Consider the following 23377-nt stretch of genomic DNA (forward strand, 5'->3'; position numbering starts at 1 on the left):
ACTCCACGGGCGGACCGACGGGCAGTCCGCAGATGAGAATAATAGCGTTAGCGTAGCATAAGCGGATGACAGGGCCGAAGCCCCGGTATCAGGTTCAGGCCATCGGCCGCATCGACATCGGATTGAGCTGCGGGTTGAAGCAGCTGTCGTAGTAACGCTGGATATCGGCGACGCGGTGCTGATTGATGCGCCGACGCTGCACCAGCCGCCAGGCGTTATAACCCAGGCTGACCACTACGGCCAGCAACAACAGGCTGGTGCCGAGATAGCGCCACAGGGTGATCATGTCCGGTTCGCTGTGCAACGCCACGTGGCGAGTGCCGTTGGCGTCAACGCTGAGGCTGGTGATCACGCCCTGCGCCTGGAATGGGGTATGCAGCAGCAGGTTGGACTGGCGCTGCAGCTCATTCCACTGGTCGAGCGCGTTGTATTCGCTTTGCGGCGTCTGCGGCTGGGGGTGACTGACCCACTGGCGGCCTTCGTCGCTGCGGATCAGGAAACCACCTGGCGGCGGGCTGTTAAGCGCAGCGGCGGCCAGTCGCGTCTCATTGAAGATGAACGACGAGGTGGCCACTTTGGTCAGGTTTTCCAGCGATTCGGCGCTGACCGGACGAAGCAGGACGTTGACGCCTTGCAGCGCGCCGGATTTGGCGCGTTTCACCAGGCTGCTCCAGTTTTTCGCGTTGCCCAGGTTAACCAGCGCGTTTTTCAGCCGTACGCAGTCGTTTTCCGTCTGGCACAGATCCTGCGTTTTCAGCACGATATCGGAGAAATCGTCCAGCAGGATCATGCCGGATTTCTCGATGGCGCTGGCCAGCTGCGGGTTGACCTTCTGATCGGCGCCGCTCGGATGCAGCTGACCGCTGACCGTCGCCAGCAGGGCTGTCGCTTTGTCTATGACTTCCGATTCCGGCTGCGGCAGCGGGGCGGCGGTGTTCCAATAGATGCCGGAGCAGTCGAACGGCGCAAAATTGACGGCGCCGCCGCCGTTGGCCGGCGGCGGGACATAGCACATGCCGCTGCCGCGCACTTTCAGCGTGTCGCCGATGCGCAGCGGCGTGGCCTCCAGCGCCTGTACGCTGGTCACTTCCACTTTTTGCGCGCCTTGCAGCCAGGCCATGCTGAGGGTCAACGGCAGGTTGAGCGGGATATAGATCAGCAGCAGCAGCAGAACCAGCGCCGAGCTGGCGACCAGCACCGCATTGCGGCCCCACTGCTGCAACGGGAAATTCTTCACTTCGTCATGCAGCGACAGGAAACGCCCCTGCCGCACCACCTGACGGTTGAGATAGACGTCCACATCGGTGGTTTTGCCCAGATCCTGCGTCAGGTACGGTTGCCAGTGCGGCGGATAGATCAGATCGATAATGCCGAGCGAAATATTGCTGATCTGCCCCTGGCCGGATTCGCCGAACAGGCCCCAGCGCTTTGGCGTGCCGCGCAGGCAGTGGATCTCTTTCAACTCGCGCGACGCCGGGCGGCGGAACAGGTTCCACCCTCCCCAGGCGATCATCAGCACCGCCACGAAAATCATCCAGGGGATCACCAGCACCGGGCTGATCAGGCTGAAGAACAGCAGCAGCAGCGCGGCGGAGATGATGACGGCTTCACGGATGCCGTTCGGCCGGTTCAGCGCATGCTCTTCCGGCGTTTCCTTGCGAATGTTCACCAGCTCGACATGCTCGCTCTCTTCCTTGCGGATGGAGGCGTTTTTGGTCGGCGCGGCGGTCACGACCGGCGGCTGCGGCCGGTCGTGGATATGATCTTTCAGCGAGTGCCCGTTGAGCGAAATCACCAGCGGCAGCGTCTGGGTTCGGATCACTTCCACATGGTTGTCGGCGGTGATGTAGGGTTCCCAAAATGGCGGCAGATGTACCTCTTCGGCATCGAGGTAATAGCGCCATTTATTGGGATCGTCGCTGGCCAGCCCGTAACGGGTGATGGCGTGCGTCACGGGATAAACGTTATCGCTTTGCGGGGTGAGCGCCAGTTTGGCTGCGGGCAGCGTAGCGCCGCCGCCGGGCAACAGTTTGTTGCTCAGCTTGTTTTGTTGATTAAGGTAGAACTCGACCGCCGCGCGTTCTTCGTCGGTCAGTTTGCGGTGGGCGGGTTTGATAAACGGCAGCGTGCGCGCCAGCGCCGTCGGGTGGCGGGCCTTGAACCACAGGTACAGGCCGGCGGCAATCAGGCAGACAAGCACTAAGGCCAATATCAACACTATTGTGCTCATGCAATCCCCATCTCACACCCGTGAATTTCGCCAACCTGATGAAAAGCTGAATATTATACGGAGTAAACCGCCAGGAGGCACCCAGAACTAATGAGGGAACAAACAGATTTTCGCTTTGGATCTCATTCCTTCATGAAGCAAGGTCATTTTATCACTGATTCTTGCCTGCGTGATACTAGCAACCGGCCCCTGCTGTCGATATCGGCATTATCCTATTTTCATGCGCGCTGTTTGCTGAATCAGTGCAGAAAATCGCCCGCGGCTGGCGACGCTTGTTAAAAGAAAGTAAATTACTGTTCATGCGCGTTGCGGCCGAGCTTGCCCTTAACGCACAATGTGATCAAGATCGAATTTGGTCAGCGTTTGAGCGCCAACGAGCCGTGCGTTACGCCAATCATTTTTTCGGTTGCCCTGTCCGCGCCTGGGCAACCTCTTTGAGGCAATCATGGATAAACACCTGCAAAAACCTAAAATTCTGAAAGTGGAAACGGTCGCGCGTTCGCGTTTGTTCAACGTCGAGTCGGTCGATTTGGAATTCAGCAACGGTGTGCGGCGGGTGTATGAGCGCATGCGGCCTTCGGATCGCGAAGCGGTGATGATTGTACCGGTGATTGGCGATGACCTGCTGCTGATCCGCGAATATGCGGTGGGCACTGAATCCTATGAGCTGGGCTTCCCGAAAGGGTTGATCGATCCCGGCGAGGGGGTGCTGGAGGCGGCCAACCGCGAGCTGATGGAAGAAGTGGGATTCGGCGCCAGACGCTTTGATTTCCTCAGCAAGCTGACGATGGCGCCATCCTACTTTTCCAGCAAAATGAATATTGTGCTGGCGCACGATCTCTACCCGCAGAGCCTGGAAGGGGACGAACCGGAACCCCTGCCGCAGGTGCGCTGGCCGATCGCCAACATGATGGCGCTGCTGGCGGAACCGGATTTCCGTGAGGCGCGCAACGTCAGCGCGCTGTTCCTCTCCGAGGCGTTTCTGCGCGCTTCGCGCTGAGACGCTTCGCGCCGCATAAAAAAAGGGCCAGATTTCTCTGGCCCTTTTCGATCAGAACAGCTCGTGGCTTTCGCCGCCCGGATCGGTCAGCGTGGTGCCGGTATCGCGCGATGGGTAGTCCGTCGGCTGCGTTCCTTCGATAAAGTACTCGGAACGGCTGCCGCCGCCACCGCCAGAGAGCTTGCCGCTGCTCTTGTCGATGGTGACGCTGATGATGCCCGGAGGCGGCGTGACTTTCTGCTCCGGAATGCCTTCCAGCGCGATCTTCATGAAGTCGTCCCACGCCGGCTGGGCGCTCTTGGCACCGCCTTCGCCGCCGGAAATCTGATCCGGGATGGCGCCGGACACCGTCGAACGGCCCAGATCGCGGCGGTGATCGTCGAAGCCGATCCACACCGACGTCACGGTATCCGGGCCATAGCCGGAGAACCAGGCGTCTTTGGAACTGTTGGTGGTACCGGTTTTGCCGCCGATATCATGACGTTTCAGATCGCGCCCGGCGCGCCAGGCGGTGCCCATCCAACCCGGTTCACCGAAGATGTTGCTGTTCAGCGCGTCGTGGATCAGGAAGGCCAGCGGCGTGCTGATCACGTGCGGCGCATACTGTTGGTCGCCGTCCTGCTGCACCTGAGCCGGGGTTACCTGCTCCAGCTGCGGCATCGGCACCGTGCTGTTGCTGCCTTCCTGCGAGGTGGCGACGTTTTCGATGTTGTCATCGGACAGCACGGCCGAACGGTGAGTATCACCGTAGATCACCGGCAGGTTGCAGCTGCTGCAAACCACTTTAGGTTTGGCTTCGAACACCGTATTGCCGTTGTCGTCTTCAATTTTGGTGATGAAGTACGGATCGACCAGGTAACCGCCGTTCGCCAGCACCGCGTAACCGCGCACCAGCTGCATCGGGGTGAAGGAAGCGGAGCCCAGCGCCAGCGATTCGGTATGCACGATGTTCTGTGCCGGGAAGCCGAAGCGCTGCAGATATTCCGCCGCGTAGTCGACGCCCATCGCACGCATCGCGCGCACCATCACCACGTTCTTCGACTGCCCCAGCCCTTGACGCAGACGAATCGGGCCATCGTAGGTCGGCGGCGAGTTCTTCGGCCGCCAGTCGGTGCCGGCGCCGGCATCCCAACGGGTGATCGGCAAGTCGTTCAGGATGGTGGCCAGCGTCAGGCCTTTATCCATCGCGGCGGTATACAGGAACGGTTTGATGTTCGAGCCCACCTGACGCAGGGCCTGCGTGACGCGGTTGAACTTGCTCTGGTTGAAATCGAAGCCGCCGACCAGCGCTTTCACCGCGCCGTCGTTCGGGTTGATGGAAACCAGCGCCGAGTTGACGTCCGGCACCTGCGACAGCCACCAGGCCTCGTTCACTTTACGCACCCAGACCTGCTGGCCTGGCTGCACCACGTCGGTGACGCGTTTCGGCGTTGGGCCTTGCTGAGTGTCTGAACGGTATGGCCGCGCCCAGCGCATGGTGGCCATCGGCAGGGCAATGCTGCTGCCGTCGGCCAGCATCGCCGTCGCTTCCTGCGGGTTGGCGGCGGTGATGACCGCCGGCGCCAGCGGGCCGTAGTTCGGCAGGTTTTTCAGCGAGTCGACAATCTGTTTGCGATCCCAGGCCGCTTCGCCGACTTTCCACAGCACGTTTGACGGGCCGCGATAGCCGTGGCGCATGTCATAGGCCAACACGTTATTGCGCACCGATTCCTGCGCCGCCAGCTGCAGCCGTTTGGTCACGGTGGTGTAAACCTTATAACCGTCGGTATAGGCGTTTTCACCGTAGCGCTTGATCATTTCCTGACGCACCATCTCGGAGAGATACGGGGCGGAGAAGCTGATTTCCGGCGCATGGTAGTTGGCGACCAGATCTTCAGAACGCGCCTGATCGTACTGCGCCTGCGTGATGTAGTGTTCGTCCAGCATGCGCGACAGCACTACGTTGCGACGGGCAACGGCGCGATCGTGCGAATAGAGCGGGTTGAAGGTGGACGGCGCTTTCGGCAGGCCGGCGATGGTCGCCATCTCGCTCAGGGTGAGCTGGCTGACGTCCTTGCCGAAATAGACCTGCGCGGCGGCGCCCACGCCGTAAGCGCGATAACCCAGGTAGATCTTGTTCAGATACAGCTCAAGGATTTCATCTTTGGTCAGCATCTGCTCGATGCGTACCGCCAGAAAGGCTTCCTTGATTTTACGCATCAGGGTGCGTTCCGGGCTTAAGAAGAAGTTACGCGCCAGCTGTTGGGTAATGGTGCTGGCCCCCTGGGAAGCGTGGCCGGAGACCAACGCGATGGAGGCCGCGCGGAAGATGCCGACCGGATCGACACCGTGGTGATCATAGAAGCGGCTGTCTTCGGTGGCGATAAATGCGTGCACCATCACCGGCGGAATTTGATCCAACTTCAGCGGAATGCGGCGCTTCTCGCCGTACTGGGCGATCAGTTCGCCATCGGCGCTGTAAACCTGCATCGGTATCTGCAGCCGCACGTCTTTCAGCGTTGCGACGTCGGGCAGCTGCGGCTCGACATATTTGTACAAGCCGAAAATCGAGGCTGCTCCCAGCACGATGCAACATACTGCAAGGATTAGTAAATACTTTACGAACTTCACCTGAGATTTCCCATTTCTAAGTCATTTGGGCAGTTTATAAACAACCGCGCGGTAGTATAAAGGCAAGCCTGCGACATGGATATGTTCTTTTATCATCGGATGTTATGGAGGCTTGTGAAACATGTTCCCTCAAGCATGGCAGGTGGGGCTGGATATACAAATCGACTGCGTGCGGGCGCTGGCGGTCCAACGCCGCCGCAACGGCTGGCAACTGCGTCACTGGTGGCAACAGACGCTGCCGCAGGCGGTTTTACGCGACGGCTGCCTGGCACCTTCCGAAGCCCTGATCCGGGCGCTGCGGCAATGGCGCGTCCAACTGCCGCGACATATTTCCTTACGCATTGCCCTGCCGGCGCAGCGGGTGTTGCAACAGTGCATGGCGCAGCCGGACGCGCGGCTGCGCGAGCCGGAACGCAGCGACTATATCGTTGGCCACGGCGTGAAGCAGTTCCCACTCGACGGCCAGACGCTGGCGCTCGACTATCGCGCCGCGCCGGCGGAGGGGGCGGCGCTGCTGTTGACCGCCGCGCGGCGGCAGGAGCTGCAGCAGTGGCTGCACTGTCTGCGCCAGGCGGGCCTGCATCCGCAAGCGGTCGATATTACGCCCTGCGCGCTGCGGATGATGGCGACGGCGGCGGGCGTGCCGCACACCGCAGGGCTGATGCATCGTCTCGAGCGAGAATGGCTGTGGGTGGCGCCGGCCGACGGCGCGTTCGCGTTCGGGCTGACGCCGGGCGACGATGACGCGCAGGCGCTGCGGGCGCTGCAAGCCCAGACGCCGGCGGACGATGATCGACCGGTCTATGCCGGCAGCGTGCTGGCAGGAGCCTTGCCCGTCGGCTGCCTTTCCTGGTCGCCGCTCAGCGCCTTCACGCAGCTGCGTCCGCCGTTGCCCGTGCATCCCTCAGCGTTCGCGTTGGCCGGCGGTCTGGCGCTGCGCGAGGAGGACCGCTGATGTACCAGGTCAACTTTTTGCCCTGGCGGCAACGTCGCGATCGGCGGCGCGGCTGCTTCTGGCTGGGCGTGTTGCTGTTGCAGATAACGGTGCTGTTGCTGGCAGGGGGCCTCGTCGCCGGTCAACTGCGTCATCAACAGGCGCAGCGTCAGGAGCGGCTGGCGCTGTTGGAAGAAGAGCTGGCGGCAGTGACGCTGCTCGTCCGTCAGCAGCAGCAAGAGCGGGCGCAACGGGCGCGATACAGCGCCCTCGCTGAACGGCAGGCGCGCAATGCCCAACATAACCGGCGTTATTTGCAACTGCTGCAGCAACTCTCCTCCTGCCTCCCCCCACCGCTGTGGCTCACGGCGTTGGACAGCGATGCGGCGAACGGCCTGCGGCTGCGTGGATTGAGCCGTTCTCCTGCCGCCATTTCGCAGTTCGAACGGCGGCTGGCGGGGATGCCCGCGTTACCGCGGCTGCGTTTGGCGGAGGTGGCGCAACGCGACGACGGCCTGTACGCCTTTCATCTGGTGGCGCAATGGGGGCGTGATGGATAACCGTTTGCCATCTGGGCTGCGCTTCTTGCTGGGCCTGTCGGGCCGGCGATTGCTGGCCGCGCAATGGCTGGGCATCGGCACGTTGGCGTTGTTGGGTGGGGGCTGGATGCTGCAAGACGAATGGCGTCAGCGGGAAAGTGCGACAGAGCGGCAACAGCGCTTGCTGCAACAGATCGCCGTGGCGCAGCGTCAACTGGACGAGGCGCCGGTCGCCCTGATACCGCCGACGCCGCTCACTCCGGCCGCCACCGGCGATCTGACGAACGGGCTGCAACGTGCGGGGGGCGCCTTATTGCGCTGGCAGCGGCAGGAAAAACCGCCGCGGCAAACGCTGAGCTTGCGCATTGACTACCCCGGTTTGTTGGCGCTGCTGGAGGCGCTGCCCGCCGATTTGCGTCTCGAACAATTGAGCGTGGAGACGCCGCCGCAGGGCATGACGGCGCGGTTGGTTTTACAGGATGCCGCCGAGGAGCTGGCCGATGAGTAAAAGATCCGGCCGTTGGTGGTGGCTGCTATGGCCGTGGGCCTTATGCGCCGAACCGCGCGACCCGTTTGCGCCGCCTCCGATGCCTGCTTGCGCCCAGACAGAGACATCCCCGGCGGGCTGGCGATTGAAAGGCGTCATCGGGCAACCGATGCAGCGCTATGGCTGGGTGGTGACGCCGGCGGGGCAATGGTTGCGCCTGCGGCCGCAACAACGGGTGCTTGCCGAGCGCTGGCAGGTGACGCAGGTGCAGGCGCGCAGCCTGACGTTGAAGGCGCTGACGGCCGAACCGGAGTGCCCGACGAGCCGCGACGACATATCGCTGATGATCGACGACAAGGATGACAAATCATGAAAGGACGCGCTGGACTGGGCTTGGCGCTAGGGTGTTTGGCGCTCGGCACCGCGCAGGCTCAGGATAAACAGATAATCTCATTGGAGTTTCAGGATGCGCCGGTCACGGTCATCCTGCAGGCCTTGGCGGATTATCGGCAGATGAACCTGATCGCCGCGCCGGGCGTGAGCGGCAATCTGACGCTGCGGCTGGAGGATGTGCCCTGGCCCCAGGCGCTGGCGCTGACCCTGCGTATGGGCAAACTGACGATGACGCGGGAGGGTAACGTGATGCTGATCTCCCCGGAGCCGGATGCGCGGGAAAAAAGACAGCAGCAAGAGGCGCTGGCGCAGCGGCAACCCTTGCACAGCCTGACGATGACCGTGCAAAACGGCGATGCGGCGGAAATTGCCGAAAGCCTCAACGCCCAACGTGGCGCGTTGCTGAGCGAGCGTGGCAGCGTGTTGGCGGATAAACGCACCAATACGCTGCTGCTGCGCGACACCGCGCCGATTGTGGCGCAGTTGAAAAAGCGGATAACGGAAATGGATGCGCCGCTGGCACAGGTGCAACTGGCGGCGCATATCGTGACCATCAACAGCGAAAGCCTGCGTGAGCTCGGCGTGCGTTGGGGATTGGCGCCCGACGACAGGCCGGCGCGGCCGCTGCGGCCGGGCAATATCGGCGTTAACCTGCCGTTGGAGCGCAGCGCGGTGAACGCCGGTTTCCATCTGGCGCGCATCAGCGGGCGTTTGCTGAGCCTGGAGCTGACGGCGCTGGAGCAGGAAAATCAGGTGGAGATCATCGCCAGCCCGCGTCTCCTGACGGCGCATTTGCAAACCGCCAGCATCAAGCAAGGGACGGAGATCCCTTATGAAGTGTCCAGCGGCGCCAGCGGTGCGACCGCCATCGAGTTTAAAGAGGCGGTGCTGGGCATGGAGGTGACGCCGAAGGTGTTGCCGGACGGGCGCATCACGCTGACGCTGCAGATCAGCCAAAATATGCCGGGGCGCGCCATCAGCCGGGGCGCGGGTGAAGCGCTCACCATCGATAAACAGGAGATTAAGACGCAGATCACGGTGAAAAACGGCGAAACCCTGGTGCTCGGCGGCATTTTTCAACGGCATCGCGGCAAGACGGCGGACAAGGTGCCGGGACTGGGGGATGCGCCGCTGCTGGGGGGCTTGTTCCGGCAGAGCGGCGCACAACAGAAAAAACGCGAGCTGGTGATCTTTATTACGCCAACCCTGATTAAGGGATAAGCGGCGGCCTGTCGGCCGGGCGGCAAATCGCCTAAAGTTGATGAGCAGATACACTTTTTTATCCCCTTGGGGGGATCTGCGTTTGACGCTGCGGCCGATTTAGCTTACAAGGGTTACCGAATTGAGCACCGAGGTTTTTTGTTAGCGCCAAGACGCCGTTAAAAACATATGGTTTCCCTCCCGCGGCGTGGATTGCGATTTATTCGGTTGCCAAACTACCAAGAGTGTTGAGATAATTTTTCGTCTGATCTCGCACTATCGCTCATGAGGTTTCAGTTTAGGTCCCGCCGCTGATTTGATTGGCGGGGCGGGTTAACATTAACGAATTGTCTTAGTAATACCGAAAAACATGGCAGAGAAACGCAATATCTTTCTGGTTGGGCCTATGGGTGCCGGCAAAAGCACTATTGGCCGTCAGTTAGCTCAGCAACTCAATATGGAGTTCTTCGACTCCGATCAAGAAATTGAGCGACGTACCGGAGCTGACGTGGGCTGGGTATTCGACGTGGAAGGGGAAGAAGGTTTCCGCGATCGTGAAGAAAAAGTCATTAATGAACTGACGGAAAAACAAGGGATTGTGTTGGCGACCGGCGGCGGTTCGGTGAAGTCGCGCGAAACGCGCAACCGTCTGTCCGCGCGCGGCGTGGTGGTTTATCTCGAAACCACGATCGAAAAGCAGTTGGCTCGTACCCAGCGTGATAAAAAACGCCCGCTGCTGCAGGTTGATTCTCCGCCGCGTGAAGTGCTGGAAGCTTTGGCGAAAGAGCGCAATCCGTTGTATGAAGAGATTGCCGATGTCACCATTCGCACCGACGATCAGAGCGCTAAAGTGGTTGCCAACCAGATCATCAACATGCTGGAAAGCAACTGATTGCTGATTTTCGCGTTCGCCGTCGGCCAATGCGGAAAACTGATTTGTGTTCCCCGCCGTTGCGGGGATCAACCACCGCCGTACCATACAGAGAACTAAGCGCGACATGGAGAGAATTACTGTAACGCTTGGGGAGCGCAGCTACCCGATTACCATCGCCGCCGGATTGTTTGACGATCCGGCTTCTTTTATGCCGTTAAAGGCGGGTGAACAAGCGATGTTGGTCACCAACCAGACCCTGGCGCCGCTCTATCTGGAGCGTGTCCGGCAGGTGCTGGAGCAGAGCGGCGTCGTGGTGGATCAGGTGATTCTTCCCGATGGTGAGCAGTACAAATCTCTGGCGGTGTTGGAGCAGGTGTTTTCGGCGCTGCTCGAAAAACCGCACGGGCGCGATACCACGCTGATCGCGCTCGGTGGCGGCGTTGTCGGCGATCTGACCGGCTTTGCCGCCGCGTGCTACCAACGCGGCGTGCGCTTCATTCAGGTTCCCACCACGCTGCTGTCGCAGGTGGACTCCTCCGTGGGCGGCAAGACCGCCGTCAACCACCCGCTCGGCAAAAACATGATCGGCGCTTTCTATCAACCCGCTTCGGTGGTGGTTGATCTGGATTGCCTGAAAACGCTGCCGACGCGTGAACTCTCTTCCGGCCTGGCCGAAGTCATCAAATACGGGATCATTCTCGATCGCGAGTTTTTCGTCTGGTTGGAAAATAACATCGATGCGCTGATGGCGTTGGATATGCAGGCGTTGGCCTACTGTATTCGCCGCTGCTGCGAGCTGAAGGCCGAGGTGGTGGCCGCAGACGAACGCGAAAGCGGTCTGCGCGCCCTGCTGAATCTGGGCCATACTTACGGCCATGCTATCGAAGCCGAGATGGGCTACGGCGTGTGGCTGCACGGTGAGGCGGTGGCTGCGGGCATGGTGATGGCGGCGGAAACCGCGCACCGTCTCGGCCAGTTCTCCGTTGAAGACATCGAGCGCATCAAAGCGCTGCTGCTGCGCGCCGGCTTGCCGGTCTGCGGGCCGCAGGAAATGACGCCGGAATCCTACTTGCCGCACATGTTGCGCGACAAGAAAGTGCTGGCGGGGGAACTGCGTTTGGTGTTGCCGACCGCGATCGGTGCGGCGGAAGTGCGCGGCGGCGTAGGGCATGAGCTGGTGCTGGCGTCGATCGCCGCCTGCTTGCCTGAGCGGAAGCGTAATTAAATCGGACTAAGTAACAGTGGCTTAGCCGCCATTAGCATCTATATTAATACAGTGAGCAGAGCACGACGGGTGTCGCTTTGCCATCATCGGGTTAATCCGCCCGTGCCACGGTAGGTCTACGGTGGTGGGCTTTTGCCTCTAGTTGGAGGGTTTCAGATGGACGAGTTTAAACCGGAAGACGATCTCAGACCTGATAGCAGCGATCGTCGTCCTACGCGTTCGCGCAAGCCGGCCGCCGCGCCGCGCTTCGCCGTTTCGCGCCAGCATTTGATGATTGGCATCGGCATTTTGGTGCTGCTGCTGCTGATTATCGGCATCGGTTCAGCCCTGAAGGCGCCGACCAAACATGAAGCGGCTCAGGAGAGCGGCGCGCAAAACGGCGCGGCCCGCGATATCAACCTGTCCGGTTCTTCGTCGCTGACCACCGCCAATAACGGCGTGCCGGGCGGCACGACGGATACCCACGATAATAACGGCGTGAGCGCGACTCAGCCGCAGCAACCGCAGAACGTCAGCGTTCCGCCGATCTCCGGCACGCCTACCGAAGCGCAAACGCAGCCTCAGCAAGGCGGTGCGCAGCAGCGCGTCGATTTGCCGGGCAACATGGCGGATGCGCTGTCGCAGCAGCAGGGGCAGGTTGACGCCGCTACGCAGGGCATGACCGGCGCAGCGTCGACGTTGCCGACCGCACCGGCCACGGTGATGAGCGGCGCCGCAGCGCGCGAAGCGACGCGTCCTGTGCAGGGCACTGCCCCGCAACAGCATAAAACGCCGGCGAAAACCGCCGCCGCCAAACCGACCGCAACGCAGCATAAATCACCGACTACGGTGTATACGCCGCCGGCCAAGCCGTCTTCCACCGCGAAAGCGGGAGCGGTCGCCAGCAGCGGCAGTTCTGTGCAGTCTGCGCCGGGCAGCCACTATACCTTGCAGCTGAGCAGCGCTTCGCGTTCCGATACGCTGAACGCCTACGCCAAACAGCAGAAGCTGCAGAATTACCTGGTGTATGCCACCAAGCGTGACGGCAAGCCGTGGTACGTGCTGGTGAGCGGCAACTATGCGTCTTCTGCTGAAGCGAAGCGCGCCATTGCTTCGTTGCCGGCCGATGTGCAGGCGAAAAAACCATGGGTTCGACCTGTACACCAAGTGCAGCAAGATCTTAAAAAATAAATCATTTAAATTTGTGCGCTGATGTGCTGTCTGAAACAGAGTACAATCCGCCGCTCTGAATTGTATAAGTAGCTAATTGACGGCATGAAGAAAAACCGCGCTTTTTTAAAATGGGCTGGTGGAAAATACCCGCTGGTAGATGAGATTCGTCGCCATCTGCCGGCGGGAGACTGCTTAATCGAGCCCTTCGTGGGTGCGGGATCCGTCTTTCTGAATACGGATTACGACGCCTACATTCTCGCCGACATCAATAGCGATCTTATCAACCTGTATAACATCGTTAAGCTGCGCACGGATGACTTCGTGCGCGATGCCCGCACGCTTTTCGCCGATGAATTCAATAACTCGGATCAGTTTTACCTGCTGCGAGAAGAGTTCAATACTAGCACCGAGCCTTACCGCCGGGCGCTGCTGTTCCTGTACCTGAACCGTCACTGCTATAACGGCCTGTGCCGCTATAACCTGCGCGGCGAGTTCAATGTGCCGTTTGGCCGGTACAAGAAACCGTACTTCCCGGAAGAAGAGCTCTACTGGTTTGCTGAAAAATCGCGCAATGCCACTTTTGTCTGTGAGCATTACCGCGATACCATGGCGAAGGCTGCAGCCGGCGCCGTGGTGTATTGCGATCCGCCTTATGCGCCGCTGTCGGCGACGGCGAATTTCACCGCTTACCACACCAACAGCTTCAGCATCGCCGATCAGCGGAGCCTGGCGCATCTGGCGCATCAGCTCTCGGTAGAGAGCCGGGTGCCGGTATTGATTTCCAATCACGATACCGAGCTGACGCGCGACTGGTACCAGCATGCTGCGCTGTATGTGGTGAAAGCGCGCCGCACGATCAGCCGCAATATTCTCGGCCGCAGCAAAGTGAACGAGCTTTTGGCGCTGTATCGCTAAGCCGGGGCACCCCGGCGCATAACAACTCGACCCTACGTTTGGAGAAGCGGATGAAAAAGTTTTTGATTGCCCCGTCCATTCTGTCGGCAGATTTTGCCCGGTTAGGTGAAGATACCGCTAACGTGCTGGCCGCAGGCGGCGACGTGGTGCACTTCGACGTCATGGACAACCACTACGTGCCCAATCTGACCATCGGTCCGATGGTGTGCGAAGCGCTGCGCAACTACGGCATTACCGCGCCGATTGACGTGCATCTGATGGTCAAGCCGGTGGACCGCATCGTGCCTGACTTCGCCAAGGCCGGCGCGTCTTATATCTCTTTCCACCCTGAAGCCTCCGAACATGTCGATCGCACCATTCAGCTGATCAAAGAGCACGGCTGTAAGGCCGGCCTGGTGTTCAACCCGGCGACCCCGCTGAGCTATCTTGATTACGTGATGGATAAAATCGACGTGATCCTGCTGATGTCGGTCAACCCGGGCTTCGGCGGCCAGTCGTTCATCCACGGCACGCTCGACAAGCTGCGCCAGGTGCGCAAGCTGATCGACGACAGCGGCCGCGATATCCGTCTCGAAGTCGACGGCGGGGTGAAGGTGGACAACATCGCCGAAATCGCCGCCGCGGGCGCCGATATGTTTGTCGCCGGTTCCGCCATCTTTGGCCAGCCGGACTACCGCAAGGTGATCGACGAAATGCGCAGCGAGCTGGCGAAGGTTTCCCATGGCTGATTTCGGCGCGATCCGCGCACTGGCCTTCGATCTTGACGGTACGCTGGTCGACAGCGCGCCGGGCCTCGCGGCCGCCATCGATATGGCGCTGGAAGAGAGGGGGCTGCCGCAAGCGGGTGAAGAGCGAGTTGGCACCTGGATCGGCAACGGCGCCGACGTGCTGGTGCAGCGCGCGCTGCGCTGGGCGGAAGCGGAAGACACGCCGGAGCAGTGCAGCCGGCTGCGTGAGCGCTTCGATCATTTCTACGCGCAGACTGTTGACAGCGGCAGCCGCCTGTTCCCGCAGGTGCAAGAGACGCTGGCCCGCCTGGCCGCGCACGGTTACCCGATGGCATTGGTGACCAACAAGCCGACGCCGTTCGTGGCGCCGCTGCTGGCATCGCTGGGCATTGGCGAGTATTTTTCGCTGGTGATCGGCGGCGACGACGTGACGGAAAAGAAACCTCACCCGGCGCCGTTGTATCTGGTGCTCGGCAAGCTTGGGTTGCGAGCGCATGAACTGCTGTTCGTCGGCGATTCGCGCAACGATATTCAAGCCGCTCAGGGCGCCGGTTGCCCGAGCGTCGGTTTTACCTACGGTTATAACTACGGCGAATCGATCGCCCTGAGCCACCCCGATCGGGTGTTGGAGCGCTTCGCCGATTTGTTGCCCGCTCTTGGGCTGTCATCTTTAGAGAATCAGGAAATTTAAACATGAGTAAGCCCATCGTATTTAGCGGCGCGCAGCCGTCCGGCGAACTGACCATCGGCAACTACATGGGGGCGCTGCGTCAGTGGGTGCAGATGCAGGACGACTACGACTGCATCTACTGCATCGTCGATCTGCATGCCATCACCGTGCGCCAGGACGCCGAAAAGCTGCGCAAAGCCACGCTGGATACGCTGGCGCTGTATCTGGCCTGCGGTATCGATCCGGAAAAAAGCACCATCTTCGTGCAGTCGCATGTGCCTGAGCACACGCAGCTGAGCTGGGTGCTGAACTGCTACACCTATTTCGGCGAACTGAGCCGCATGACGCAGTTCAAAGACAAATCCGCACGCTACGCGGAGAACATCAACGCCGGGCTGTTCAGCTATCCGGTGCTGATGGCGGCGGACATCCTGCTGTATCAAACCAATCAGGTGCCGGTGGGCGAAGACCAGAAACAGCACCTGGAACTGAGCCGCGACGTGGGCCAGCGTTTCAACGCGCTGTACGGCGACGTGTTCAAAGTGCCGGAGCCGTTTATTCCTAAATCCGGCGCGCGCGTGATGTCGCTGCAGGAACCGACCAAGAAGATGTCCAAGTCGGACGATAACCGCAACAACGTGATCGGCCTGCTGGAAGATCCGAAAGCGGTGACCAAGAAGATTAAGCGCGCAATGACCGACTCGGAAGAGCCGCCTGTCGTGCGTTACGACGTGGTCAACAAGGCGGGCGTCTCTAACCTGCTGGATATTCTCGCCGGCGTGACCGGCAAGAGCATCGCGCAGCTGGAAGCCGAGTTCGAAGGCCAAATGTACGGCCACCTGAAAGGCGCGGTGGCGGAAGCCGTCTCCGGCATGCTGGCTGAGCTGCAGGAGCGTTACCACCGCTTCCGCAACGACGAAGCCTACCTGCAGCAGGTGATGCGCGACGGCGCCGCCAAGGCTCGCGCACGCGCGCAGGAAACCCTGGCGAAGGTTTATCAGGCCGTCGGTTTCGTACCGCCGCAGGCGTAACGCCGGCGCAAATAAAAAAAGCGGCCTTGGGCCGCTTTTTTTACGTCGGTATCACGCCATTTGCGCCAGGCCGGCGGGCGGGGCTTCGCTGGCGAACCAATTGAGCTTGCTGCGCAGGCTGACCACGCTGCCGACGATGATCAGGCTGGGGCTGGCGGCCTGCAGGGACAAGGCGCCCAGTTGGCCAAGCTCGCCTTCGATCACCCGCTGACGACAGGAAGTGCCGTTTTCCACCAGCGCCACCGGCGTGGCGGCCGGCAGCCCGTTCGCGATCAGCCGGCGCTGGATCTCCGCCGCCTGCGACAGCCCCATATAGAACACCAGCGTCTGTTGCCCGGCGGCCAGCGTCGCCCAGTCCAATCCACCGTCGGCCTTGGCGTGGCCGGTCACCAGACGCACGCTCTGCGCGTGGTCGCGGTGGGTGAGCGGGATGCCGCTGTAGGCGGAACAGCCGGAGGCGGCGGTGATGCCCGGCACCACCGAGAACGGCACGTCGGCGTCCGCCAGCGTTTCCAGCTCTTCGCCGCCGCGGCCGAAGATAAAGGGATCGCCGCCCTTCAGGCGCACCACGCGTTTGCCTTGCCGCGCTTGCTGCAGCAGGATGTGGTTGATCTGCTCCTGCGGCACGCAGTGATGGCCGGCGCGTTTGCCAACGAAGATGCGCTCGGCGTCGCGACGCACCAGCGTCATGATCGCTTCGGAGACCAGCCGGTCGTAAACCACCACGTCGGCCTGCTGGATCTGTTGCAGCCCTTTCAGCGTCAGCAGGCCGGCATCGCCCGGCCCGGCGCCCACCAGCACCACTTCACCGCGATCCTCCGGCCGTTCGCTGAACAGCTGTTCGAGCTGGCGTTCGGCCAGAGCCGCGTCGTCATTGGCCAGCGATTGCGCCAGCCGATCGTGAGCGAACAGCCGCTCCCAGAAGCGGCGGCGCGCGCCGAGGCTGCTGAAGCGCTGTTTCACCCGTTGACGCAGCGATCCGCCGAGCTGCGCCAGCTTGCCGAGGTGTTGCGGCAGCAGCGCTTCCAGCTTCTCGCGCAGCAGCCGCGCCAACACCGGCGCTTTGCCGCCGGAGGACACCGCCACCACGATCGGCGAACGATCGATGATCGACGGCATGATAAAGCTGGCGCGTTTCGGGTCATCGACCACGTTGCAGAACACCCGCTGCTGGTTGGCGCACTGGTACACCCGCGCGTTGACCTCCAGCCGGTCAGTGGCGGCGATCACCAACCATTTTTCCGTCAGCAGGGCCGGGCTGAATTCGCCCTCGGCCAGCGTCAACAGGCCTTCTGCCGCCCACTGGTGGAACTGCGGGCTGAAGGCCAGGGCGTTGACGGTCAGCGCCGCGCCGGCGTCCAGCAGCAGGCGCGCCTTGCGTTCGGCGATCTCGCCGCCGCCGACCAGCAGGCAGGCTTTGTGTTGCAGTTGGCAGAAGATAGGCAGGTAATCCATCGGCACTCCTCGGGGTAATCAGTGTGGGGGCGAAATGCGCCCCCGAAAACTCAGGCGGTCTGGCGTGCAGCGGCTTTCGCCGCCTGCGGGCGTTCGGCGCGCGGCGTGGCGTACCAATACCCCAGGCCCATCAGCACCGAGCCGGACAGGATATTGCCCAGCGTCACCCACAGCAGGTTGTGGCCGATGCCGGCGAGGGTGTAGGCCTCGCTGTGGTTGCCGAACCAGGAGAGGGCGAACAGCGTCATGTTGGCGACGGAGTGTTCGTAACCCGAGGCGATAAAGGCCAGCAGGCACCACCAAATGGCGATGAACTTGGCGGCGCCTTCTACGCGGATCGCCATCCAAATCGCCAGGCAAACCAGCCAGTTGCACAGCACCCCCTTGAAGAACAGCACTTCGGCCGGCGCGGTGGTTTTCGCCAGCGCGGCGCTGTGCACCAGGCTGGTATCCACCGGCAGCAGGCTGCCGCCGCCGTAGTAATACATCAGCGCCACCAGCACCGAGCCGAGCAGGTTGCCGAGCCAGGTTTGCGGCAGCACCGCCCACATCTGGCTTTGGCGGATGGTGCCGGCCTTGACGCCGAGCGTCAGGAACATCGTATGGCCGGTGAACAGCTCGGAACCGGCGATGATCACCAGCGTCAGCGCGATGCCGAAGGTGGCGCCCATCACCAGCGGTCGCACGCTTGGGTCGACCAGGTTGCCGAGGGTGAAGATCAGGATGATGCCGAGGCCGACGTAGGCGCCGGCCATCGCCGAGCTGATCCAGAAGCCGAGCGGGCTCTCCTTCGCCAGCCGGACGATGCGCGCCGCGTTGGCGGCGCATTTATTGATCGTGTCGGTAAACATGTTGCCTCCCGAAAGGTTATGCCGCGACTTGCACGATGCCGTCGACCACCCGGCTGGTGAAGCTGGCGACGGAACGGCTGTCGTCTTCCAGACAGTGGCCGTCGTACAGGCGGAAATGTTGTTTCTTCAGCGGGCTGGCGACCCACAGCTCGCCCTGATGCTCGGCGATGAGGCCGCGCGACAGCACGCTGGCCTGGGCGAACGGGTCGATATTGCTGATGGCGAACACCTGCTCGTCGGCATAGGGGCGGAACACCGCCACCTGCCGATCGCCGATCAGGGCGCACACGCCGGTGCCGGGCAGAATGTCGGCGACGGGACAAACGGTAATCCACTGGCTCATGCGTGGCTCTCCTCGGTATCGATCAGGGTGACGGGAATGCGCTCGTCCGGGCGCGCCGGGCGGTGCTGGTCGCGTTCGGCCACCACCTGTACATTCGGATCGCGCAGCGGGCTGTTGATGAAGTGGGCGAAGCGCAGCTGCGTTTCCGGATGCTCGACGGTCTCTTTCCACTCGCAAATCACCGCGTCGCGCAGGCGGGCGATCTCCGCTTCCAGTTGGTCGTTGATGCCGAGCTTGTCGTCGACGATCACCTTGCGCAGGTAGTCGATACCGCCTTCCAGGCTTTCCAGCCACACCGAGGTGCGCTGCAGTTTATCGGCGGTGCGGATATAGAACATCATGAAGCGGTCGAGATAGCGCACCAGCGTCTCGCGATCGAGGTCGGCGGCCAGCAGGTCGGCGTGGCGCGGTTTCATGCCGCCGTTGCCGCAGACGTACAGGTTCCAGCCGTTCTCGGTGGCGATGATGCCGACGTCCTTGCCCTGCGCTTCGGCGCATTCACGGGTGCAGCCCGAGACGCCGAACTTCATTTTGTGCGGGGTGCGGATGCCTTTGTAGCGATGTTCCAGCGTGACGCCGAAACCGACGCTGTCGCCGACGCCGTAGCGGCACCAGGTGCTGCCGACGCAGGTTTTCGCCATGCGCAGCGCCTTGGCGTAAGCGTGGCCGGTTTCAAAGCCGGCGGCGAGCAGCTTGCGCCAGATGGCCGGCAGATCGTCTTTCTGCGCGCCGAACATGCCGATGCGCTGCGAGCCGGTCATTTTGGTGTAGAGATTGTACTCCTTGGCGATCTGGCCAATGGCCAGCAGGCCGTCCGGGGTGATTTCGCCGCCGGCGGAGCGTGGGATCACCGAGTAGGTGCCGTCTTTCTGGATATTGCCGAGGAAGTTGTCGTTGGTATCCTGCAGCGGCGTATGCTGCGGCTTGAGGATGTATTCGTTCCAGCAAGAAGCCAGCAACGAGCCGACGGTGGGTTTACACACTTCGCAGCCGTAGCCTTTGCCGTATTTGGCCAGCAGCGTCTCGAACGACTTGATGCCTTCGACGCGGATCAGGTGGAACAGCTCCTGGCGCGAATAGGCGAAGTGTTCGCACAGGTGGTGGTTGACCTCGATGCCTTGCTTGCTCAGCTCGGCGTTCAGCACTTGGGTGAGCAGCGGGATGCAGCCGCCGCAGCCGGTGCCGGCCTTGGTTTCGGCCTTCAGCGCCGCTACGGTGTGGCAGCCTTTGTTGACTGCCTGGATGATGTCACCTTTGCTGACGTCGAAGCAGGAGCAGATCTGCGCGCTTTCCGGCAGCGAATCCACGCCGATGGCCGGTTTGCTGCCCGCGTGGGCCGGCAGGATCAGGCCGTCCGGGTTTTCCGGCAGTTCGATGCCGTTCAACGCCAGCTGCAGCAGGTTGCCATAATCGCTGGTGTCGCCCACCAGCACCGCGCCCAGCAGGGTTTTGTTGTCGGCGCTGACCACGATGCGTTTGTAGACTTCTTTGCTTTCATCCAGATAAACGTAGCTGCGGGCGCCCTCGGTGCGGCCGTGGGCATCGCCGATGCCGCCGACGTCCACGCCCAGCAGCTTCAGCTTGGCGCTCATGTCGGCGCCCTGGAAGCCGTTTTCGCGGCCCAGCAGGTGATCGACGGCCACCTGCGCCATTTTGTAACCCGGTGCCACCAGGCCGAAGGTGCGATCGCGCCAGGCGGCGCACTCACCGATGGCGTACACGTCCGGATCCGACGTCTGGCAGCTGTCGTTGATGGCGATGCCGCCGCGGCGGCCAATCTCCAGCCCGCACTGACGCGCCAGCTTGTCCTGGGCGCGGATGCCGGTGGAGAACACGATGAAATCGACTTCCAGCAGGCTACCGTCGGCGAAATGCAGGGTTTTGCGCGCCGTGCCGCCGCCGTTGACGATCTCCTGGGTATTTTTGCCGGTGTGTACCTTGACGCCCATGCGCTCGATCTTGCGGCGCAGCTGGTCACCACCCATCGGGTCGAGCTGTTCGGCCATCAGCACCGGAGCGAACTCGATCACGTGCGTTTCCACCCCCAAGCTTTTCAGCGCGCCGGCGGCTTCCAGCCCCAACAGTCCGCCGCCGACTACCGCACCGCGTTTGCTGCGGCGCGCGCAGGCTTCGATGGCGTTCAGGTCTTCGATGGTGCGGTAAACGAAGCAGTCCTGGCTATCCGAGCCTTTAATCGGCGGGATCCACGGATAGGAGCCGGTGGCCATGATCAGCTTGTCGTAATAGACGGTGCGGCCGGTGTTGGAGTGGATCACCTTCTCGTCGCGATTGATGGTGATGGCGCGCTCGCCGACCAGCACCTTCACGCCGTGTTTTTCGTAAAAGCCTTCGCGCACCAGCGACAGCTCTTCGGCGGTGTGGTGCGAGAAGTAGGAGGAAAGGTGCACGCGATCGTACGCGATGCGTGGCTCTTCGCAAAATACGGTGATTTCGAACTGGTCTTTGTCTGCTTTATCCAACAGATCTTCGATGAACCGGTGGCCGACCATGCCATTGCCGACGACGGCAAGTTTGACTCTGCTCATTATTGCCTCAAAATTCTGGTTTCCTAGGCTTACCTTATCTCTCCCGATGGGCAATTTATTGATGCAAATCAATCACACCCTTATATACCTCTAACGTGGTATATGGATGATTTTTCACGTTTTTTGATAAGTTGCGGATTTTATTCACCTTTAGCTGAAGCGAGTCAGTTTGCATGCAAATTACCCCGCAGGGAGTAAACGCAGGGGGTAGGCAGGCAACGGCGACTTTGTCAGCGCGATCCGCTGCCAGTATGATGAAGAAAACCAGCGCAACGGCAGAGGTGAAGGGTGGCGAAACGTCCATTGAAGTTTATCGACAACCTGTGTTTAAGCGGGCATGAAGGGTTGTGGCAACTGGCGATCGAACAGGGGCGCATCGCGCATCTGGTGCCGCAGCCGGAAGGGCAGGAGTGGCGCAGCGACGTGTTGGATGCGCAGGGCGGGCTGGCGTTGCCGGCGTTCGTCGAACCGCATATTCACCTGGATACCACGCAAACCGCCGGTCAGCCGGCCTGGAACCAGTCCGGCACGCTGTTCGAGGGCATTGAGCGCTGGGCCGAACGTAAAGCGTTACTGACCCATGAAGACGTCAAACAGCGCGCCTGGCAAACGCTCAAGTGGCAGATCGCCAACGGCGTGCAGTATGTGCGCACCCACGTCGATGTTTCCGATCCCACGCTGACCGCGCTGCGTGCCATGCTGGAGGTGAAGCAGGAGGTGGCGCCCTGGGTGACGCTGCAGATCGTCGCCTTCCCGCAGGAGGGGATCCTTTCCTATCCTAATGGCGAAGCGCTGCTTGAAGAGGCGCTGCGGCTGGGGGCCGACGTGGTGGGTGCCATTCCGCACTTCGAATTCACCCGCGAATACGGCGTGGAGTCGCTGCATAAGGCGTTCGCGCTGGCGCAAAAATACGATCGGCTGGTGGACGTGCACTGCGATGAAATCGACGACGAGCAATCGCGCTTCGTCGAGACCGTGGCGGCGCTGGCGCTGAAGCTGGAGATGGGGGCGAAAGTTACCGCCAGCCACACCACGGCGATGCACTCTTACAACGGCGCTTACGCCTCGCGGCTGTTCCGCCTGCTGAAAATGTCCGGCATCAACTTCGTCGCCAACCCGCTGGTGAACATTCACCTGCAGGGACGTTTCGACAGCTACCCGAAACGGCGTGGCGTGACGCGGGTGAAGGAGATGCTGGAGGCAGAGATCAACGTCTGCTTCGGCCATGACGACGTGTTCGATCCCTGGTATCCGCTCGGCACCGCCAACATGCTGCAGGTGCTGCATATGGGGCTGCACGTGTGCCAGCTGATGGGCTATGGCCAGATCGACGATGGGCTGAAGCTGATCACCCACCACAGCGCGCGGACCCTTAACCTGAGCGACTACGGCCTGGCGGCCGGCAACAGCGCCAACCTGGTGATCCTGCCGGCGGAAAGCGGCTTCGACGCAGTGCGCCGCCAGACGCCGGTGCGTTATTCGATTCGCCAGGGAGCGGTGATCGCCGAAACGCGGCCGGCGGAAACCACGCTGCATTTGCAGCAGGATGAGACGGTGGATTTTCGGCGTTAGTCGATGATTGCCTGAAGCCGTGCCAGCGCGTCGGCGATGACTTCGCCAGGAGCACGTTCAACGAATTGCGCGCTGCGCCCGGCCAGATCCATCATGCGAACCTGGTTGATCAAGATGACGCCCTGCGTTGCGGTGCCGCTCCCGCTCAGGCTGACGGTGAAACCCGCTGTACGGGCAAAATTAGCCCCTTGTGAAATAGGGGCAACTAGCACCATGCCCAGCGCATTAAACTCGCGGGGAGAAAGCACCAGTGCCGGACGAAAGTCGCCTTGCTGCTCACGGCCAACCACGGGATTCAGGCTGACCCGGATAAGATCTCCGCGCTGAAAAACGGGGCGCTTCACCATACTTCTTTCCCCGCCGGCGGCATGTGTTCCCAGTTGTCGTCTGCGGCGGCCGGCGCTTCACCGTCACAGCTATCGAGCAATTGCTGCAGTGAATAGCGTTTCTTAACCGGTTTAATGACCAACGTTCCATCGATGACCTGCATGTCCATTTCCTGACCTACCTGGAGTTCCAGCTCGTTCATTAGCGCTGAGGGCACCAGCATTCCTGCGCTGTTGCCCCATTTTTTGATAAAGACTTTCATGAGCAATCCCTCTCCATTGTTCATGTATAAACA

The 23377-nt window shown here is 61.4% G+C and carries 22 protein-coding genes; 14 read left to right on the forward strand and 8 right to left on the reverse strand.

Annotation, left to right across the window (positions count from 1 at the left end):
* Positions 1-94 precede the first annotated feature (94 nt).
* Positions 95-2230: an intracellular growth attenuator family protein gene (locus tag J0X03_RS01240; RefSeq protein ID WP_160204670.1), complete on the reverse strand. Its 2136-nt coding sequence runs from the start codon at positions 2228-2230 to the stop codon at positions 95-97.
* 445 nt (positions 2231-2675) lie between these two features.
* Between J0X03_RS01240 and nudE the strand changes: the two genes are divergently transcribed.
* Positions 2676-3230 (forward strand): ADP compounds hydrolase NudE, encoded by a 555-nt coding sequence (nudE, locus tag J0X03_RS01245; protein ID WP_033645281.1) that lies wholly within the window; start codon positions 2676-2678, stop codon positions 3228-3230.
* A 51-nt stretch (positions 3231-3281) separates the two neighbouring features.
* Here nudE and mrcA read toward each other — a convergent pair whose 3' ends face one another.
* A complete protein-coding gene (gene mrcA, locus J0X03_RS01250) occupies positions 3282-5840 on the reverse strand; it encodes a peptidoglycan glycosyltransferase/peptidoglycan DD-transpeptidase MrcA (RefSeq protein WP_033645280.1) in 2559 nt (852 codons plus the stop codon).
* Positions 5841-5961: 121 nt separating this feature from the next.
* On the opposite strand from mrcA, the gene pilM reads away from it, so the two are divergent.
* The 12 genes from pilM (at position 5962) to trpS (ending at position 15988) form a co-directional block, all read left to right on the forward strand.
* Entirely contained in the window at positions 5962-6795 is an 834-nt protein-coding gene (gene pilM, locus J0X03_RS01255) for a type IV pilus biogenesis protein PilM (protein ID WP_033645279.1), read from the forward strand.
* Positions 6795-7334, forward strand: coding sequence for a PilN domain-containing protein (locus J0X03_RS01260; RefSeq protein WP_033645278.1), 540 nt, complete (start codon positions 6795-6797; stop codon positions 7332-7334). The genes pilM and J0X03_RS01260 overlap by 1 nt, the downstream gene beginning before the upstream one ends.
* Positions 7327-7821, forward strand: coding sequence for a hypothetical protein (locus tag J0X03_RS01265; RefSeq protein ID WP_046687925.1), 495 nt, complete (start codon positions 7327-7329; stop codon positions 7819-7821). Before J0X03_RS01260 ends, J0X03_RS01265 begins: the two co-directional genes overlap by 8 nt.
* Complete coding sequence (locus J0X03_RS01270; protein ID WP_046687924.1) at positions 7814-8173, forward strand: HofP DNA utilization family protein; 360 nt, start codon at positions 7814-7816, stop codon at positions 8171-8173. The genes J0X03_RS01265 and J0X03_RS01270 overlap by 8 nt, the downstream gene beginning before the upstream one ends.
* On the forward strand, positions 8170-9414 hold the full coding sequence (gene hofQ / locus J0X03_RS01275) for a DNA uptake porin HofQ (RefSeq protein WP_046687923.1): 1245 nt from the start codon (positions 8170-8172) through the stop codon (positions 9412-9414). Before J0X03_RS01270 ends, hofQ begins: the two co-directional genes overlap by 4 nt.
* Before the next feature lie 349 nt (positions 9415-9763).
* Entirely contained in the window at positions 9764-10285 is a 522-nt protein-coding gene (gene aroK / locus J0X03_RS01280) for a shikimate kinase AroK (RefSeq protein WP_004391482.1), read from the forward strand.
* Positions 10286-10391: 106 nt separating this feature from the next.
* Positions 10392-11492: a 3-dehydroquinate synthase gene (gene aroB, locus J0X03_RS01285; protein ID WP_033651737.1), complete on the forward strand. Its 1101-nt coding sequence runs from the start codon at positions 10392-10394 to the stop codon at positions 11490-11492.
* A 156-nt stretch (positions 11493-11648) separates the two neighbouring features.
* A complete protein-coding gene (locus tag J0X03_RS01290; RefSeq protein ID WP_033645274.1) occupies positions 11649-12662 on the forward strand; it encodes an SPOR domain-containing protein in 1014 nt (337 codons plus the stop codon).
* Between the two features lie 84 nt (positions 12663-12746).
* Entirely contained in the window at positions 12747-13559 is an 813-nt protein-coding gene (gene dam, locus J0X03_RS01295; protein ID WP_160204669.1) for an adenine-specific DNA-methyltransferase, read from the forward strand.
* 50 nt (positions 13560-13609) lie between these two features.
* Positions 13610-14287 (forward strand): ribulose-phosphate 3-epimerase, encoded by a 678-nt coding sequence (gene rpe / locus J0X03_RS01300; RefSeq protein WP_019456160.1) that lies wholly within the window; start codon positions 13610-13612, stop codon positions 14285-14287.
* On the forward strand, positions 14280-14978 hold the full coding sequence (locus J0X03_RS01305; RefSeq protein ID WP_033645272.1) for a phosphoglycolate phosphatase: 699 nt from the start codon (positions 14280-14282) through the stop codon (positions 14976-14978). The genes rpe and J0X03_RS01305 overlap by 8 nt, the downstream gene beginning before the upstream one ends.
* A 2-nt stretch (positions 14979-14980) precedes the next feature.
* The gene (gene trpS, locus J0X03_RS01310) at positions 14981-15988 is read left to right on the forward strand and encodes a tryptophan--tRNA ligase (protein WP_004930324.1); all 1008 of its coding nucleotides are present in this window, start codon (positions 14981-14983) and stop codon (positions 15986-15988) included.
* 51 nt (positions 15989-16039) lie between these two features.
* Here trpS and cysG read toward each other — a convergent pair whose 3' ends face one another.
* From cysG to nirB, 4 genes are read right to left on the reverse strand one after another with little or no spacing between them, the layout of a single operon-like run.
* Entirely contained in the window at positions 16040-17443 is a 1404-nt protein-coding gene (cysG, locus tag J0X03_RS01315) for a siroheme synthase CysG (protein ID WP_089192325.1), read from the reverse strand.
* A gap of 50 nt (positions 17444-17493) precedes the next feature.
* On the reverse strand, positions 17494-18294 hold the full coding sequence (gene nirC / locus J0X03_RS01320; RefSeq protein ID WP_033636294.1) for a nitrite transporter NirC: 801 nt from the start codon (positions 18292-18294) through the stop codon (positions 17494-17496).
* A gap of 16 nt (positions 18295-18310) precedes the next feature.
* Entirely contained in the window at positions 18311-18637 is a 327-nt protein-coding gene (gene nirD / locus J0X03_RS01325; RefSeq protein WP_038878129.1) for a nitrite reductase small subunit NirD, read from the reverse strand.
* Complete coding sequence (gene nirB, locus J0X03_RS01330; RefSeq protein WP_103101818.1) at positions 18634-21183, reverse strand: nitrite reductase large subunit NirB; 2550 nt, start codon at positions 21181-21183, stop codon at positions 18634-18636. Before nirB ends, nirD begins: the two co-directional genes overlap by 4 nt.
* A gap of 303 nt (positions 21184-21486) precedes the next feature.
* On the opposite strand from nirB, the gene J0X03_RS01335 reads away from it, so the two are divergent.
* Positions 21487-22755, forward strand: coding sequence for a cytosine deaminase (locus J0X03_RS01335; protein ID WP_202396408.1), 1269 nt, complete (start codon positions 21487-21489; stop codon positions 22753-22755).
* Here J0X03_RS01335 and J0X03_RS01340 read toward each other — a convergent pair.
* Together J0X03_RS01340 and J0X03_RS01345 are read right to left on the reverse strand one after the other, a co-directional pair.
* Positions 22752-23102, reverse strand: coding sequence for a type II toxin-antitoxin system ChpB family toxin (locus J0X03_RS01340; protein WP_089197523.1), 351 nt, complete (start codon positions 23100-23102; stop codon positions 22752-22754). The genes J0X03_RS01335 and J0X03_RS01340 overlap by 4 nt on opposite strands.
* Positions 23096-23344: an AbrB/MazE/SpoVT family DNA-binding domain-containing protein gene (locus tag J0X03_RS01345; protein WP_089197522.1), complete on the reverse strand. Its 249-nt coding sequence runs from the start codon at positions 23342-23344 to the stop codon at positions 23096-23098. The genes J0X03_RS01340 and J0X03_RS01345 overlap by 7 nt, the downstream gene beginning before the upstream one ends.
* Between the last annotated feature and the right edge of the window lie 33 nt (positions 23345-23377).

The sequence above is a fragment of the Serratia ureilytica genome (genome assembly GCF_017309605.1).
Taxonomy (GTDB): Bacteria; Pseudomonadota; Gammaproteobacteria; order Enterobacterales; family Enterobacteriaceae; genus Serratia; species Serratia ureilytica.

What these genes read in the sequence shown, in the direction of transcription:
- J0X03_RS01265 (WP_046687925.1), top strand. Translation starts at nt 7,327, where the DNA reads ATGGATAACCGTTTGCCATCTGGGCTGCGCTTCTTGCTGGGCCTGTCG.
- rpe (WP_019456160.1), top strand. Translation starts at nt 13,610, where the DNA reads ATGAAAAAGTTTTTGATTGCCCCGTCCATTCTGTCGGCAGATTTTGCC.
- nudE (WP_033645281.1), top strand. Translation starts at nt 2,676, where the DNA reads ATGGATAAACACCTGCAAAAACCTAAAATTCTGAAAGTGGAAACGGTC.
- dam (WP_160204669.1), top strand. Translation starts at nt 12,747, where the DNA reads ATGAAGAAAAACCGCGCTTTTTTAAAATGGGCTGGTGGAAAATACCCG.
- nirD (WP_038878129.1), bottom strand. Translation starts at nt 18,637, where the DNA reads ATGAGCCAGTGGATTACCGTTTGTCCCGTCGCCGACATTCTGCCCGGC.
- aroB (WP_033651737.1), top strand. Translation starts at nt 10,392, where the DNA reads ATGGAGAGAATTACTGTAACGCTTGGGGAGCGCAGCTACCCGATTACC.
- J0X03_RS01340 (WP_089197523.1), bottom strand. Translation starts at nt 23,102, where the DNA reads ATGGTGAAGCGCCCCGTTTTTCAGCGCGGAGATCTTATCCGGGTCAGC.
- J0X03_RS01305 (WP_033645272.1), top strand. Translation starts at nt 14,280, where the DNA reads ATGGCTGATTTCGGCGCGATCCGCGCACTGGCCTTCGATCTTGACGGT.
- trpS (WP_004930324.1), top strand. Translation starts at nt 14,981, where the DNA reads ATGAGTAAGCCCATCGTATTTAGCGGCGCGCAGCCGTCCGGCGAACTG.
- J0X03_RS01240 (WP_160204670.1), bottom strand. Translation starts at nt 2,230, where the DNA reads ATGAGCACAATAGTGTTGATATTGGCCTTAGTGCTTGTCTGCCTGATT.
- J0X03_RS01345 (WP_089197522.1), bottom strand. Translation starts at nt 23,344, where the DNA reads ATGAAAGTCTTTATCAAAAAATGGGGCAACAGCGCAGGAATGCTGGTG.
- nirB (WP_103101818.1), bottom strand. Translation starts at nt 21,183, where the DNA reads ATGAGCAGAGTCAAACTTGCCGTCGTCGGCAATGGCATGGTCGGCCAC.
- nirC (WP_033636294.1), bottom strand. Translation starts at nt 18,294, where the DNA reads ATGTTTACCGACACGATCAATAAATGCGCCGCCAACGCGGCGCGCATC.
- hofQ (WP_046687923.1), top strand. Translation starts at nt 8,170, where the DNA reads ATGAAAGGACGCGCTGGACTGGGCTTGGCGCTAGGGTGTTTGGCGCTC.
- aroK (WP_004391482.1), top strand. Translation starts at nt 9,764, where the DNA reads ATGGCAGAGAAACGCAATATCTTTCTGGTTGGGCCTATGGGTGCCGGC.
- pilM (WP_033645279.1), top strand. Translation starts at nt 5,962, where the DNA reads ATGTTCCCTCAAGCATGGCAGGTGGGGCTGGATATACAAATCGACTGC.
- J0X03_RS01270 (WP_046687924.1), top strand. Translation starts at nt 7,814, where the DNA reads ATGAGTAAAAGATCCGGCCGTTGGTGGTGGCTGCTATGGCCGTGGGCC.
- J0X03_RS01290 (WP_033645274.1), top strand. Translation starts at nt 11,649, where the DNA reads ATGGACGAGTTTAAACCGGAAGACGATCTCAGACCTGATAGCAGCGAT.
- J0X03_RS01260 (WP_033645278.1), top strand. Translation starts at nt 6,795, where the DNA reads ATGTACCAGGTCAACTTTTTGCCCTGGCGGCAACGTCGCGATCGGCGG.
- cysG (WP_089192325.1), bottom strand. Translation starts at nt 17,443, where the DNA reads ATGGATTACCTGCCTATCTTCTGCCAACTGCAACACAAAGCCTGCCTG.